Origin of the sequence: Thalassospira sp. MCCC 1A01148, from assembly GCF_001613795.1 — a bacterium.
Taxonomy (GTDB): Bacteria; Pseudomonadota; Alphaproteobacteria; order Rhodospirillales; family Thalassospiraceae; genus Thalassospira.
Window position 1 is genome coordinate 842799 of the sequence record NZ_LPVZ01000020.1, and the last position, 14536, is coordinate 857334.

The 14536-nt window shown below is 53.9% G+C and carries 12 protein-coding genes and 1 tRNA gene; 7 read left to right on the forward strand and 6 right to left on the reverse strand.

Going from position 1 to position 14536, the window contains the following annotated elements:
• Positions 1-12 precede the first annotated feature (12 nt).
• Positions 13-99 (reverse strand) — tRNA-Leu (locus tag AUQ43_RS13400).
• A gap of 209 nt (positions 100-308) precedes the next feature.
• Between AUQ43_RS13400 and AUQ43_RS13405 the strand changes: the two genes are divergently transcribed.
• From AUQ43_RS13405 to AUQ43_RS13415, 3 genes are all read left to right on the forward strand, one after another.
• Positions 309-1709 carry an autotransporter outer membrane beta-barrel domain-containing protein gene (locus AUQ43_RS13405; protein ID WP_232310675.1) on the forward strand — a complete coding sequence of 467 codons (1401 nt, stop codon included), beginning with the start codon at positions 309-311 and terminating at the stop codon, positions 1707-1709.
• A gap of 135 nt (positions 1710-1844) precedes the next feature.
• A complete protein-coding gene (gene bluB, locus AUQ43_RS13410) occupies positions 1845-2531 on the forward strand; it encodes a 5,6-dimethylbenzimidazole synthase (protein ID WP_084272105.1) in 687 nt (228 codons plus the stop codon).
• 36 nt (positions 2532-2567) lie between these two features.
• Positions 2568-2822 carry a hypothetical protein gene (locus tag AUQ43_RS13415; RefSeq protein WP_062956738.1) on the forward strand — a complete coding sequence of 85 codons (255 nt, stop codon included), beginning with the start codon at positions 2568-2570 and terminating at the stop codon, positions 2820-2822.
• Positions 2823-2869: 47 nt separating this feature from the next.
• Here AUQ43_RS13415 and AUQ43_RS13420 read toward each other — a convergent pair whose 3' ends face one another.
• The 4 genes from AUQ43_RS13420 to AUQ43_RS13435 all read right to left on the reverse strand — a co-directional run bounded on the left by AUQ43_RS13420 (position 2870) and on the right by AUQ43_RS13435 (position 6711).
• Complete coding sequence (locus AUQ43_RS13420) at positions 2870-3214, reverse strand: hypothetical protein (protein ID WP_062956739.1); 345 nt, start codon at positions 3212-3214, stop codon at positions 2870-2872.
• A gap of 111 nt (positions 3215-3325) precedes the next feature.
• Positions 3326-4087 (reverse strand): molybdopterin-binding protein, encoded by a 762-nt coding sequence (locus tag AUQ43_RS13425; protein WP_084272106.1) that lies wholly within the window; start codon positions 4085-4087, stop codon positions 3326-3328.
• Between the two features lie 62 nt (positions 4088-4149).
• Positions 4150-4581, reverse strand: a complete 432-nt coding sequence (mutT, locus tag AUQ43_RS13430) for an 8-oxo-dGTP diphosphatase MutT (protein WP_062957313.1) — start codon at positions 4579-4581, stop codon at positions 4150-4152.
• Between the two features lie 78 nt (positions 4582-4659).
• On the reverse strand, positions 4660-6711 hold the full coding sequence (locus AUQ43_RS13435) for a tetratricopeptide repeat protein (RefSeq protein ID WP_147250423.1): 2052 nt from the start codon (positions 6709-6711) through the stop codon (positions 4660-4662).
• A gap of 228 nt (positions 6712-6939) precedes the next feature.
• Here AUQ43_RS13435 and AUQ43_RS13440 point away from each other — a divergent pair, with 228 nt between their 5' ends.
• The gene (locus AUQ43_RS13440) at positions 6940-7809 is read left to right on the forward strand and encodes an alpha/beta hydrolase (protein WP_062956741.1); all 870 of its coding nucleotides are present in this window, start codon (positions 6940-6942) and stop codon (positions 7807-7809) included.
• 55 nt (positions 7810-7864) lie between these two features.
• Here AUQ43_RS13440 and secA read toward each other — a convergent pair whose 3' ends face one another.
• Positions 7865-10573: a preprotein translocase subunit SecA gene (gene secA / locus AUQ43_RS13445; RefSeq protein ID WP_062956742.1), complete on the reverse strand. Its 2709-nt coding sequence runs from the start codon at positions 10571-10573 to the stop codon at positions 7865-7867.
• Positions 10574-10908: 335 nt separating this feature from the next.
• Here secA and AUQ43_RS13450 point away from each other — a divergent pair, with 335 nt between their 5' ends.
• From AUQ43_RS13450 to AUQ43_RS13460, 3 genes are all read left to right on the forward strand, one after another.
• Positions 10909-12024: a hypothetical protein gene (locus tag AUQ43_RS13450; protein ID WP_062956743.1), complete on the forward strand. Its 1116-nt coding sequence runs from the start codon at positions 10909-10911 to the stop codon at positions 12022-12024.
• Positions 12025-12079: 55 nt separating this feature from the next.
• Positions 12080-13213 carry a hypothetical protein gene (locus AUQ43_RS13455; RefSeq protein WP_062956744.1) on the forward strand — a complete coding sequence of 378 codons (1134 nt, stop codon included), beginning with the start codon at positions 12080-12082 and terminating at the stop codon, positions 13211-13213.
• A gap of 274 nt (positions 13214-13487) precedes the next feature.
• A complete protein-coding gene (locus AUQ43_RS13460) occupies positions 13488-14354 on the forward strand; it encodes a peptidylprolyl isomerase (protein WP_062956745.1) in 867 nt (288 codons plus the stop codon).
• Positions 14355-14536 lie beyond the last annotated feature (182 nt).

The window sequence follows — 14536 nt, forward strand, 5'->3', positions numbered from 1 at the left end:
TTAAAGATGCGATGGTGCGGGCGGCCGGACTTGAACCGGCAAAGCCTAAGGGCTGACGGATTTTAAGTCCGCTGCGTTTACCAATTTCGCCACGCCCGCGACGCGCGATGGACCGGCCAGAGCCGATGCAAAGCGTTCTAGCGCGGCTTGGTTTTTGACGCAACATTCTATTGGCTCTTGTTGTCTGCTTTCCCTGTCTTTGACTGATCAGGCATCAATGGGGCAGAACTGCCCGTCTTTCTCCATATTCCCTGCATTTTCGTCTGTCACGCTAGATAACTGGCCCGAACCGAGATGTTTAACGTCAGATGCACAGGCGCTTTCAAACTGCCGTGATTGCCACGGCCTGTCTGGCGGCCATCTATGCCCTGTACCGCGAGACACGCCAGCCCCCTATCATAGCGCAGGCCTTTGCCCGCGATGATGCTGCACGGCCAGATGCACCGGTCCTGCGGAACAAGACAACCACGCGCACAGAAAACCAGCGTCGGCATATGAACCGGCTTTACGACAAAATGGACGATGACCTTTATGACAGCAGGCTCGCCCCGCTTTTGTCTGAAAGCTTTCTTTCCCCACCGCAACAGGCGACCGAGAACCTGCAATTTGGCATGGGCACACCGACACCAAGCGAGATCCTTGCCGGTCGCGCCGCGCTGTCATCGCTTGCGCGCAGGATTGATTTTGACAGTGCTGCCGGCACCTTTCCCACCCAATCACGCAATGTGCGCGTCCCGATTAGCATCTGGCTTGCGGGCAATCATTCCGCGCTTGAGAACCGCATCACCGGTTCAGGATATGATCCGGGTTTAAGCGGCGACACCATATCGCTTGATAGCGGGGTTGATTATCTTGTTGATGACGGACTCGTGCTTGGCATGGGGATCGGCTGGGGCAGTACTGTTGGGGAATCAAGCACCAGACAGTTGCGCTATCGCGAAAACAATCTTGCTCTGTCACCTTATTTTGTGTCGCGCATAACAGACTGGTTTAACCTGCGCGGCAGTATCAGCCTTGGTCAAAGCACCATTTCGCAGTCCCCGACTGGCTTGGTTCCAGACAATCTCGACTATGCCGAAACACTTGATAGTACAAGCATTTCAAACAGTATCGGGTTCGGTACCGATTATGAATTTGGTGCCGTGCCGCTTCGCATCCAGCTTGAAGGCGACATGGTCACAGCCCGTGAATATATTGATGCCGCGCGCGCCACTGACGGTGGCCTTGTGCCGGGGAATATCGCCACCACCCGGCTTTTTGATACCTCGGTTGAGGCCCGCTATCGGCTTGGCTTTGGCGATCATGAAATCATTCCGTTTGCTGGACAGGAACAGACAATATCACTGCTGAACCAGGATTACGGACGCAGCGGATCAAGGCGGTATTATGCCGGTTCGGATTATGCCTATGATCCGTTGAACTTTGATCTGAGCGTTCAGGGCTTTCGCGATATTGCCACCGGACAGCAAGACATCACCGGCATTCGGACGGAGTTTTCACTGACCCATGATGTTGCGCGCTCATCGATGATGCTTGAACCATTTGTCAGCATTGAAAGCACCAATCTGTATCTTGATACCGGCGGCGGCATCACCCAGCAATGGAGCCGCTTTCCCGCCAGCGTCAGCTTTGAGCTGCGGCGCAAACTGACCTATGAAGTTCAGCACGGAGACTACACCGGCCTTCTGAGCATTGATGTGCCATTCTAGGACCTGCCGGTCGGTTGTAGTGGAAATAATGCCGGTGGCTGGCGCTTTAGCCCATCTTGCTATTGGCGATAACGGCGCTGACAGGTAGGGTGCAAAACCATTGAACGTTACCCCGCATTTCATCAGGGCCGCGCCATGACAAAACCAGATCAAGTTGCCGCAAACAGCGACCAGGAAACGGACCTGACACCGCCGGTTTTTGACCATGCCTTTCAAAAGCAGTTCATTGACCTTTTGCTGTGGCGTCGCGATGTCCGGCGTTTTCGCACAGACGCGATCCCGCAAGAAGATATCGACGATCTGATCAAGGAAGCGTGTCTGGCGCCATCCGTCGGCAATTGTCAGCCATGGCGTTTTGTAAAGGTCAATGATCCTGAACGCCGCAAATCAATCCGCGACAGTTTCGAGCGTGCCAATAACGAAGCACTCAATGACTATCACGGCGAGCGCGCAAAGCTTTATGCGTCGCTTAAGCTTCAGGGCATGGATCAGGCCCCGGTACAGCTGGCTGTGTTTGCCGACGAAGAAACCGAGGCCGGCATGGGACTGGGTCGCAAGACCATGCCCGAGATGCTTGATTATTCCGCCGTGGCAGCGGTGCAGCTGCTGTGGCTGGCCGCGCGTGTGAAAGGCATCGGGGTTGGCTGGGTTTCGATCCTTGAGCCCGATGTGGTTGGCAAGACACTTGATGTGCCAGACCACTGGCGCCTGATTGCCTATCTGTGCATTGGCTATCCGGAACAGGATCACGTTGTGCCCGAACTGGTGCGCGAAGGCTGGCAGGAACGCATTGATCCCGATGCGCTTACGCTTGAACGCTGATCGCCAAAGCCTATTTCAGAACGCAAGGAATGAAGAATGTCTGGCGACGAAAGCCAATCAAACAATCCCGAACCGCCATCAGAAAAAAAGAGACTGTCGAACGGGGTCTATTTCAAGATTGCGGGCTATGTGCTGACCGCAGGTTGGATCGGCTTTATTCTGGCGGCGTCTGGCGGGGATTCAAGCCATCCGTTGTTTGATTACATTTTCATCGTGCCGCTGGCGGGCTGGATCATCGGCATGCTGATCGCGCGCATGGTCGCCAAAAAGTCTGGTGCGGACCCGCAATAAGCCAAGGTCTTTGTCACCCGGGAAAGGCGCCAAGGGTTGGCGCCTTTTTAGTTTCTGTCATCTGAATTGCGGTTGCGCGTGCGTTCATCGCGGTAGCGATCATCATCGGAAAACCCGCCCATGGTCATGATCCCGATGCCAAGACTGATCCCGCCAAAGGTCACGAACAGGCCAAAGAACAGCAAAAAGATAAAGATCGGCGCATCACGCGATGACATCGCCAACGTGTAAATCCCGCCAATATCAAAAAACAGCACCAGCGCCCCGAAGACCAGCGCGCCAAAGCCGCCATAGGCGGTGTGTTCGATCATGAATTTTATAATCGAACGCGCTTCGCGGGCAGCCTGACTGTTGCGTACATCATCGTGCGGCTCCTGGTTCTGGTCGGTCATGTTCTCTTCCCGTCAATAGGTCAGAACAATTCTAGACAGTGCGCCTGACGGTTACCTTGACCAAACGCAATACGCCGCCAACCGAGATGCGCGATCAAACTTTGCGCTGAATCAGACCGTGCCGGTATCTTCGATCACGTCCTTGCCGCCTTCGATGATGGCAAGGCGAATACGTTCTGCTGCCTGATTGACATCATCTGGATTTTCGCCGCGCACCACCAATGTGGTGCCAAGCTTTCCTTCGCGCAGGAACGGATAGGAGCCGATATCGGTTGCAGGGAAATCACCCTGAATTTCAGCCAGCACCTTGGCTATCGTGCCTTCGGGGATATAGCCGCCAACAGAACGCGACACCATTGGTTTACCGCCGATCAGCTGGTGCTTGATGCCCTGGAACATCGCCTGCATGATCATCGGTACACCGGCCATGACATAGACATTTTCCATCCGGAAACCCGGTGCCTTCGAGATCGGGTTCTGGATCAGTTCTGCGCCGACCGGAATGCGCGCCATGCGCAGGCGCGCCTCATTGAGGTCTGCGGGGTTGTCATAGTGGCTTTTAAGCAAGTCATGCGCGTCGGCGTTCAGTTCAATCGCCACCCCGAAGGCCTTGGCAACGCATTCCGATGTGATGTCATCGTGCGTCGGGCCAATGCCGCCAGTGGTAAACACGTAGTCGAACTTTGCCCGGCATTCATTGAGCGTCTCGATGATGGTGTCTTCGATATCGGGAATGACGCGGGTCTCGACCAGTCGCACACCAAGCGTGTTCAGCTCCTCTGCCAGATAGGGCAGGTTCTTGTCATGGGTGCGGCCAGACAGGATTTCATTGCCGATAATAATCAGACAGGCACGGACCGGATCAGACATCATATCCCCACAACATCATTCAAATTCTTTTGCCCTGAACCATACGCCGCGAAAGGGCGGATGGCTCACAGGAAATCGCGCAGCATCGCAACAAGCGGCAAATCGGCCGGCGGCATCGGATAATCACCCAGACGCACCGGACGCACCCATTTGACCTGCTGACCTTCCATCGGCGTGATGTCGCCTTTCCACACACGGCACAGATAAAGCGGCATCATCAGATGGAAATCATCATAGGTGAAAGACGCAAAGGTGAAGGGTGCCAGACAGCTTTCGGTGATATCAATTCCAAGCTCTTCCTTGAGCTCACGCACCAGTGCCATTTCGGGGGTTTCACCCGCCTCGACCTTGCCGCCGGGGAACTCCCACAGACCTGCCATGGATTTGCCTTCCGGGCGCTGTGCAATCAGCACACGGTGATCGATATCCACCAGTGCTACCGCACTGACGAATACTGTTTTCTCGGGAATTTTCCCCTGGCGCAGGTCAACCGACATGCAGCCTTTATCTGGTTGTTGTATTGTCATGGCACTGTTTTATCGCGCCATCAAATCTTCGCCAAGAGCAGAAAACAATCAGCCCCGATCAAACCCGGCCAAATCAATGTCATCGGGGGCCTGATCTTCCAGATAATGGTCATATGCCGCGTCAAATCCGGCTTCAAGAGCTCGGGTATATCGTTTGGTATCAAACAAGGGACAGGTCCTGATTTGATCTTTCACCTTGGCTTTCAGCGCCTTGGTCTTGGCAGGGTGAAGGGCAAGTTCCAGGGCAATGGCCTCGTATTCCTGTTCGGTTTTCGCCACCAGTTCCGGAAGGTTTGCGGCATGCAGGACACTGGCTGCTACGCGTGCAGCGAATTGCTTGCCGGGCAGCGTCACCAGCGGCAAGCCTGCCCAGAGTGCATCACTTGCGGTCGTGTGTGCATTCACATTGAAAGTATCAAGGAACAGATCGGCGTGCTTATGACGGGCCAGGTGTTCTTCCTCTGGCAGCATTTCTGCGAAGACAAGGCGATTTGGGTCAACACCACGGGTCTCTGCTTCCTTGCGCAGGTTCGCGACGGCATCGTCGTTGCCCTGAAAAAGCCAAAGGACAGAACCTTCTACCTGATCAAGCAACCGCATCCAGATATCGAATTCACGCGGTGAAATCTTGTAACAGGCATTGAACGAACAAAAGACAAACCCGTCTTCCGGCAGTCCGAGATCGGTACGTGTTTGTGTGTTTTCAGGAAATGACCGCGCGCCATCATTTGGCTGGTAGCAATGCGGCATGTAGATGATTTTCTCTGTGTAGGCATCTCTGTATTCGTCGGGAATGACCGTGTGATCGGCGACAAGATAATCAATGCAGCCTGTCCCTAATGTCCCGGGATAACCAACATAATTCATCTGGATCGGCGCCATGCGACGCGCAAACAGGCGCGGTCGCGCAAACTGGGTATAGCCCTTGAGATCAATGGCGATATCAATGCCATGTTCGCGCGCATGCTGAACAATTTCGTCATCCGAGGCGTTCTGTACATCCCAATTCTTGTCGATAATCTGTTGAAGCTGACTGCGTCGCCAACCATCTGTGACATCGCCGTAGCTATAGGCATGGATTTCGAAACGATCTTTGTCATGCTCACCAAGCACCCCCATCATCAAAGACAGGGTCGCATGATTATGAAAATCAGCTGAGAAATAGCCAATCTTAAGCTTCTCGGGGCGTGACGGAGGGCGCTGGAAAGCGGGCGGATCGGTCGGGACCGCGTAACTTAATGCGCGGATCTCAGATCGTTTTCGCTGTGCAAACGGATCATCTTCGAAATGCAGCATCGAAAATGGCGAGATCGAATTTCCCGGCTGTCCCATTGGTTTGGTGTTCAGGAGTTCGGGCGGCAATGGGGTCCAGTCACAAATTTGCGCTCGCACATAAAGATACTCACCAAGTGCCGCCATATTGTCCGGGTTAAGTTGCACAGCCTTTTCGAATGCCTGCTTTGCTGCAGCACGTTTACGCCTGCGATAGAAGATGATGGCAAGATTGTTATATGCGCCGCTCATATCGGGTTGTTTCTGGATGGCGCGCACACAGAATGGCTCTGCCTCATCAAGGCGTCGCAATGAAATCAGAATACCCGCAATGCTATTGAGCAGCTCGCCATTCTCTGGATCAAGATGACTGGCATTCTGAAAGGCTTTCAGCGCCAGCTCCAACCTGTTCTGAGTATAAAAAAGGGTTGCAAGATTGACCCAAGCCACGCCGAAATTTTTGTCAATTTCAATCGCTTTTCGCAGATGCCGCTCCGACTCAAGCGGCCTGTTATTCTGAAAGTAGGCCATCCCCAAAAGGTTCCAAACCGGGGCATTGTCTGGCATTTCGGCAACAATCTTTTGGGCAATGGCGATGCCCTTTGCATATTCGCCCCGTTCGATCAGTTTTCGGGCCGTTGTATAGGCGTCTTGTGTCGCGTCCGTGTTCATTGTCAGGGATAACTGCAGCTTTTCAAGAGCCGCCTTTGCACGTGTGTTTTTCGGAAAATCCTGAAGAAACACCTCGTACAGTTTTATGGCTTCGCCAATCTGGCCATTAGTTTCCAGTTTTTTCGCTCGTCTGGACACCTGATCGAATGAGGACACCTTACCCAACTTTGTTGCTTTACCGTTTGGTCAACAAGTTTAGTGGGCCGGGAATTAAGGAGCAATAAACGTCCGGATCAACAGTCGTGGACGATGTTTCCTCTTTTCAAAAACATCACGAAGGCAGGTCAGTATTCGAACAGAACACAGAAACAAAGGATTTTTAAACGGAGCAGCAAAAGATAACGTATCAATTCCTGATGCTTATTTCCCGTATTCGGAAACCATATGCTTCCCAGAAAATTCCTGACCGTCACGTCCAATTCACTTCTCGCGATCATGCTGCTTGCTGGTTGCGACAAGCTGGGTGCCTATAACCACTGGCAGGCGGGTGACTTGAAGCCGGATGTCGCAGATCTTTCCTATGGTCCGGACAAGCGGCAGGTTCTCGATCTTTACTTGCCCGATGTATCAGCCCGGCCAGCACCGCTTGTGATCTGGTTTTATGGCGGATCATGGGCTTCTGGTGATCGTGCCAAATATGCCTTTGTCGCCAAGCGATTTACCGAGCTTGGATATGCCGTGGCCATTCCAGATTACCGACTGGTGCCAGATATACATTTCCCGGCCTTTATCGAGGACGGCGCGTCGACGATTGCGTTTATGGATCGATATGCAAAACAGAACCCCAAGCTGCTAGCCGACACCCCTGTGATGCTGGCCGGGCATTCCGCCGGAGCCTATAACGCCGTTCAGGTGGTTGCCGATAAACGATATTTAGACGCTGTTGACCTTGATAGCAGCGCCATTGCCGGGATTATCGGGCTGTCTGGCCCGTATGATTTTTATCCCTATGATGTTGCGGCCACACAAAATGCGTTTGGCAACACACCAGCCGATGAAAGCCAACCCGTGGAGATGGATCTGGCGCATATGCCGCCATTGTTGCTGGTGACCGGCACACGTGATCATACCGTTTTCCCAAGAAATTCCCGCCGACTGGCTGAATTGGCACCAACGGCCGAACTTGTCGAAGTCCCTGACACCGGCCATGCGGGGACGCTGATTGCCCTTGGGTTTTATCTGACGACCGATGAACAGGTTCTGGCCCCTGTCAGACAGTTCCTGCAAGGCATCCTGCCAACGACACAGAAATAAAAAAGGCGCGCAACCGTTGGGCGCGCGCCTTTTTTGATGATGTTGCCGGGTTCGATCAGTTCAGCTGACCATGGCAATGTTTGTATTTTTTCCCGGATCCGCATGGGCAGGCCTGGTTGCGTGCAACCCGCCCCCAAGTTGATGGATCGTTGGGATCGAAATTGCCCGGCTGACGCGACTGCACGGTTGCGGTATCCACACCCTGCTCGGTTGCTTCAAGTTCGTCGCGATTTTCGCGCATTTCCTGCTGTGGACGGCGTGATGCCTCGAGGTCTTCGGGGCGCGGGGTCGATTGCAGTTCGACATGCGACAGCATCTGGGTCACGCGTTCGCGCAAGGAAACCAGCATGGCTTCGAACATGTTGAACGCTTCGCGTTTGAATTCATTGAGCGGATCACGCTGACCATAGGCACGCAGACCAATGCCCTGACGCAGGTGATCAAGGGCAAGAAGGTGCTCTTTCCACGACTGGTCAAGCAACTGCAGGACAAGGCTTTTTTCAACCTGGCGCATGATGTCCGCACCATAGTTGGCAACCTTGGCCGCCATTTTTTCATCCGCGGCCTTTTCAATGCGTTCGCGCATGACTTCCTGATCAATGCCTTCTTCCTTGACCCAATCTGCAATCGGCAGATCAATCCCCAGAAGACGGGTAACTTCTTCGTGCAGGCTGGTGGTTTCCCACTGCTCTGGATAAACCTTGGCCGGGCAATATTTGTCGACCATGTCTTCGATGACTTCGGCGCGCATGTCAGCAACGTCTTCGGCCACATTTTTGGCCTGCATCAGGTCACGGCGCTGTTCGTAAACGACCTTACGCTGGTCATTCATGACATCATCAAACTTCAGAACGTTCTTACGAATGTCGAAGTTGCGCGCCTCGACCTTCTGCTGGGCTTTCTCAAGCGCCTTGTTGATCCACGGATGGTAAATCGCTTCACCTTCCTGCAGACCAAGTTTCTGAAGCATGCTGTCCATCCGCTCGGACCCGAAGATGCGCATCAGGTCATCTTCAAGCGACAGATAGAATTTCGAACCACCCGGGTCACCCTGACGGCCGGAACGACCACGCAGCTGGTTATCCACGCGGCGTGATTCATGGCGTTCGGTACCGATCACAAACAAACCGCCAGCCGCCAGAACCTTTTCCTGGTCGGCTTTGACCTCTTCCTTGATTTTCTCGATCGCAGCCGCACGTTTGGCTTCGTCGGTGACATTGGCCAATTCGTGTTCGACCCGCATTTCAACGTTGCCGCCAAGTTTGATGTCAGTACCACGACCGGCCATGTTGGTGGCAATCGTGATGGCACCCGGCGCACCAGCCTGTGCGACGATCGATGCTTCGCGCTCGTGCTGCTTGGCGTTGAGAACTTCGTGCGGGATTTTCTTCTTTTTCAGAAGGTCAGACAGGATTTCCGACTTTTCGATCGAAACAGTCCCGACCAGAGCCGGTTGGCCACGTTTGTGGCAGTCTTCGAGCTGTTCAGAGATCGCCACCCATTTTTCCTTGGCGGTCCGGTAAATCTCGTCATCGGCATCAATGCGGGCAATCGGGCGATGGGTCGGGATTTCGACAACCTGAAGGTTGTAGATTTCCTCGAATTCCTCGGCCTCGGTCATTGCCGTACCGGTCATGCCAGCCAAAGTCGGATAAAGGCGGAAATAGTTCTGGAAGGTGATCGATGCCAGAGTCTGGTTTTCGTTCTGGATCTTGACCTTTTCCTTGGCTTCAAGCGCCTGATGAAGACCATCGGAATAGCGGCGGCCTTCCATCATACGACCGGTGAATTCGTCAATGATGACGACCTTGTCGTCCTTGACGATGTAGTCGGTATCTTTCTGGAACAGCTTGTGCGCACGCAGCGCCTGATTGACGTGATGGACCAGATGAACGTTGGCAACGTCATAAAGCGTGCCTTCGGTCAGGATTTCCATTTCCATCAGAAGCTGTTCGGCGTGTTCGGTACCCTCTTCGGTCAAGGTTACCGCACGTGCCTTTTCATCTTTTTCGTAGTCTTCCTCGACCAGTTTCGGGATCAAGGCATCAATCGCGCGATACAGTTCCGAACTGTCTTCGGCCGGACCGGAAATGATCAGCGGGGTACGGGCTTCGTCAATCAGGATCGAATCGACTTCATCGACGATGGCAAAGTTGAACGGACGCTGGACCATGTCTTCGAGGCGGAACTTCATATTATCGCGCAGATAATCAAAGCCGAGCTCGTTATTCGTCGCATAGGTAATGTCGCAGGCATAGGCTTCGCGGCGCTGATCGTCGGTCATGCCATGCATGATCACGCCCACGGTCAAACCAAGGAAGCCATAGACCTCGCCCATCCATTCCGCATCACGGCTTGCCAGATAGTCGTTCACAGTCACAACATGAACACCCTTGCCTTCAAGCGCGTTCAGATAGACCGGAAGGGTCGAAACCAGGGTTTTACCCTCACCGGTTTTCATCTCGGCGATTTTGCCCGATGTCAGAACCATGCCGCCCAGAAGCTGCACGTCATAATGACGTTCGCCACGTACACGTCTGGAGGCTTCGCGGATGGTGGCAAAGGTATCAGGAAGAATATCTGTCAGAGTCTCGCCATTCTTCAGACGATCGCGCAGCCAATCGGTACGGGCGCGCAGTTCGTCATCTGAAAGCTTCTCGACTTCGGGTTCCAGGGCATTGATTTGCTCGACCGTGGCCCGCAGGGCTTTGACTTCACGATCGTTAGCTGAACCGAAAATTTTCCGGGCAATAGCGCCGAGCATTAATACGTTCCTGAACAAATAAATTAAGACACAATGAACCCCGGCAGAAAGCGGAGCCCGATCACAGATAGAACCCTGCCTGCCATCTGTCAACGGAACGAACCAATATCGGGAATGAAGAGCGGGAAATTACCTGTTATCGCACCAGATTGCTGGCAAATCCGCGCCTCTTCACGTTTTCGTTTGGCGCGCTTGAAGCCTTCTTGCTTGAGAAACACGAAGAATGGTCGTATTATTCACCTATTAGTTTTACACCCTAACAGAGCATGTAGCTCGTTTTGGCGCTCAGGGACGATCCTTAAACGCTGCCAATTCAAGTCCTCAGGAGGAGGATTATGGTCGATTTTTCCGCGCTTAATCCGTTTCGTCAGGGGCAGTCTGCCCTGCAAGACGCGCGTCAGCCCCATGCCAAAACCGATTCAAATGCTGGCGAAAGCGCAGCACAGGCCCGCCCTGATGAGCGCACCCGTATTGACCCGGTAGCCCTTTCTGATGATGCGCTTGCCGCACATAACGACAGCCAGAAGCTTGTACCGGCCAACGGAAAGTCTCTTTCGTCCGAACCGCTGACAACCGATGAATTGTTTGAGCGTGCGCTTGATGCATCGCTTGAACTGATCCGCGGCAGTGTTGAGGAAATGTTTGCACTTTCGGGCATGTCAGAAGAAGACGCTATTGCCGCAACCGATGCGATGTTCAATGGCATTCGCGATGCCGCAAGCGGTCAGGACCAGTTCGAATTTTCCTTTGATCAGGCCATCGCCAGCCACAGCAAGACTGCCATTTCCTATGCCGGGGCAAATGGCGCAGCGGTTGGCGTATCCGAATCAGCCATGATGGCGGTCCAGTCGCTTGATATCAGCATCAACAACGAAACCGGTGAGTTTTCGTTTAACTACGAGGCCGCCAAGGTTGAGGTTGTCCGCACCGAAGCCATCGCAATTGGCAACAGCATGGGGGCGGCCCTTGGCGCCCTTGGCAATGTCATGGATGGACTGGGTGGCGGATCGCTGGTTGATGCATTGGGCAACCCGGCCAGTGCCGAGGATGGGGGGCTTCTGTTCGATATCAATGACAACGGAGTCGCCGAATTCATCCGTGAACTGATGAATGCAACGGTTGGCACCGATGATACATCCGCAGAGGGCGAAGGTGGTGCCACCAATGGTGCGGCACAAACCAACGGCCAGGCGCTTGCCGCAGAACGCATGGCAGCACTGAATGCCCAGATCACCGAACAGTTCATGGAGCAGGCAACCCTGATTGTACGCAGTATCAATCAGCCTGCACCAGAAGCCGGTGAAGGCACTGGCCCGCTTCAGCTGACGGTTGATATGATGATGCCGATGGGCCGTTTTGGTCAGGACGATGGCAATGCCACCTTCACCTTCCCGAATGGTGAAACCGTGCCCGTAATTGACCCGACACAGGAACAGGATGTTCTGATTTAACAGCCACGGGATGCCGTAATCAGCATCCCGCAGCCCTTCAGGAAGGAGGCGCTGAATGTTTGAGCACACAACATTTTCCAAACCCACCGCAGCGGATAATGCCGCCGGAATTGCCACGTTGCGCGCCACCTCCAACAGCGCGGTGACTGCAAGCAGTGCGGATACCGGGGCGGATGGGAAAAGCCAAACCGAAACGGCATTGGCAAGGCAGCGCACGATTTCCGATCAGATTGATCTCAGCATCGAAGCCAATGAGCGCATCGAAAATGCCCTTGGCGAGTTCCAGCGTCCGGTGTTTGAAATCAACACTGCCCCGCTTGAAGCTTTTAATGCGCTGAAACCCGCATTGGACGAGGCGCAGGCAAGGATGAATCGCGATGCTTTCATCATCCTTTCGATGATGGGTGTTCCGCCCGCCAAGGCACGTGCCATCGCCAATGCGATGACCGGTGGTGACCCGGCCGAGCTCAAGACTGTTGGTGCGAATGGCGTCAAGGGGGCGATTTCAACTCAGGAACTCTCGATCAACATCGCTCAAGGTAACAGCGCGGTCAATCTGGGTCAGGTTTCCGTAAATTCGCGCAGCGTCGAGATTGATTTCAGCGCCATTGAGACCCGCTTTTCAAGCCTGGCAGGGTCAGCCGATATCTCGATCTCTGAATTTCACGCCCATATCGAATTAATCCGTATCGAGATCTCTCAGATGTTTCAGCAAGACCCGTTGATCCTTGATCTGGATGGCAATGGTTTCGACATCACCAGTGTGATGGCTGGAACGCGATTTGACATTGATGGCGATGGCACGCTTGATCAAACCGCCTGGGTCAGTGGCGCGGATGCACTGCTTGCGCTTGATCGCAACGGAGATGGCAAAATCAACGATGGCACTGAACTGTTTGGCGACCAAAATGGCGCAAAAGACGGCTTTGCCGAGCTGGCCAAATATGACGACAACCATGATGGCCAGATTGACGAAAACGATGCTGTTTTCAGTTCGCTTGTGTTGCTGCGCGCAGACGGGAGCCAGTCCGATCTGGCAAGCGAGGGCATCAAATCGATCTCGCTTTCGATGATCACACCATTGGATGAACGCCTGATTGGCGGCGATCTGGTGGCCAAATCAGGTTTCACCCGTGCCGATGGTTCTCACGGGATGGTCGGTGAAGTCCTGTTTGATGTTAAGGCCTGATCCGTATCCTCGGCCCTGTCAAAATTTCATATTACTGTCGCTCAGCCATCGCCCGCCTCGCAGTCGATACGTGCGGCACATCCGCGGGCGGGCGCACAGATACAAAACACAACATGCTGACAAGCAAATTTAGCTTCTTCACATTTTAGACAGATTGCTTTGTCAAAAGGTGCATCATCCACGGCAAAGCCTTGTGCAGGCACCACTTATGTGTTTTACCCGTGGGCAGAGGCATCGGGCAAAAGCCCGTCTGAAATCAAAGTCTGGAGAAACTATGCTGCGCAAATCCCTTCTTGCTGCGTCCCTGGCAACCGTCATTTTTGCATCCCCTGCCATGGCACAGGACGCTGCACCGGCAGAAGACCCGGTGCTGGCGACGGTGAACGGTGAGGAAATCCTTGAATCCGAAGTCCGCGCAACCCAGCAGGGCCTGCCGCAACAGTACCGCCAGCTTCCGTTTGAAATGCTCAAGGCGGACCTTCTGACCCGTGAGATCAACCAGCGTCTGCTGATGAATGCCGGGAGCGAAGCCGGTCTGGCCGATGACGAAGAAGTCAAAGAACAGATCGCAGCCCTTGAGCGCCGCCTGATCGCGGAAACCTATCTGGATCGTGCGCTCAATGACGCGATCACCGAAGACGCGATCAACGCGAAATACGAAGAATTCATCGCGACCAACGAGCCAGAGCCGCAGGTTCACGCCCGCCACATCCTGCTTGAAAGCGAAGAAGACGCAAAAGCCGTCATCGCCGAACTCGACGATGGTGCTGACTTTGTCGAACTCGCCAAGGAAAAATCGACTGGCCCGTCCGGCCCGAATGGCGGTGATCTTGGCTTCTTTAACCGTGCAGACATGGTCGCACCGTTCGCGGAAGCTGCCTTTGCAATGGAAGCAGGCACCTATTCAAGCGAACCGGTTCAGACCCAGTTTGGCTGGCATGTGATCAAGGTCGAAGAGAAAAAAGAAGGCGCCCAGCCGTCGCTTGACGAAGTCCGTCAGCAGCTGGTGGCCGAAATCAGCCGTGACGCGTTCAACGCGCTGGTCGAAGACCTGCGTGCCACCGCCGATATCGTCAACAATGTCGAAATCGAAGCGGAGAAAGCAGCAGAAGAAGCTGCCAAGGAAGCACCGTCTGAATAATTCGGAAAACAGGATCATCCGTCTGCATTGACGGCCCCTGTCTTTCCAACATCATCAAACGGGGTGCGGCCATTGGCTTCGCCCCGTTTTTTGTCGATCAGTTTGATCGCGCAAACTCATTCTGTCGCTTGCTTTTCGCCACCATTGCGGCAGGATGGGCCTACTTGTCCAATAAAGGAAAT

Bases quoted from the DNA above. Each gene is read 5' to 3' on its own strand.
- AUQ43_RS13405 (WP_232310675.1), top strand. From the start codon at position 309: ATGCACAGGCGCTTTCAAACTGCCGTGATTGCCACGGCCTGTCTGGCG.
- bluB (WP_084272105.1), top strand. From the start codon at position 1,845: ATGACAAAACCAGATCAAGTTGCCGCAAACAGCGACCAGGAAACGGAC.
- AUQ43_RS13415 (WP_062956738.1), top strand. From the start codon at position 2,568: ATGTCTGGCGACGAAAGCCAATCAAACAATCCCGAACCGCCATCAGAA.
- AUQ43_RS13420 (WP_062956739.1), bottom strand. From the start codon at position 3,214: ATGACCGACCAGAACCAGGAGCCGCACGATGATGTACGCAACAGTCAG.
- AUQ43_RS13425 (WP_084272106.1), bottom strand. From the start codon at position 4,087: ATGATGTCTGATCCGGTCCGTGCCTGTCTGATTATTATCGGCAATGAA.
- mutT (WP_062957313.1), bottom strand. From the start codon at position 4,581: ATGTCGGTTGACCTGCGCCAGGGGAAAATTCCCGAGAAAACAGTATTC.
- AUQ43_RS13440 (WP_062956741.1), top strand. From the start codon at position 6,940: ATGCTTCCCAGAAAATTCCTGACCGTCACGTCCAATTCACTTCTCGCG.
- secA (WP_062956742.1), bottom strand. From the start codon at position 10,573: ATGCTCGGCGCTATTGCCCGGAAAATTTTCGGTTCAGCTAACGATCGT.
- AUQ43_RS13450 (WP_062956743.1), top strand. From the start codon at position 10,909: ATGGTCGATTTTTCCGCGCTTAATCCGTTTCGTCAGGGGCAGTCTGCC.
- AUQ43_RS13455 (WP_062956744.1), top strand. From the start codon at position 12,080: ATGTTTGAGCACACAACATTTTCCAAACCCACCGCAGCGGATAATGCC.
- AUQ43_RS13460 (WP_062956745.1), top strand. From the start codon at position 13,488: ATGCTGCGCAAATCCCTTCTTGCTGCGTCCCTGGCAACCGTCATTTTT.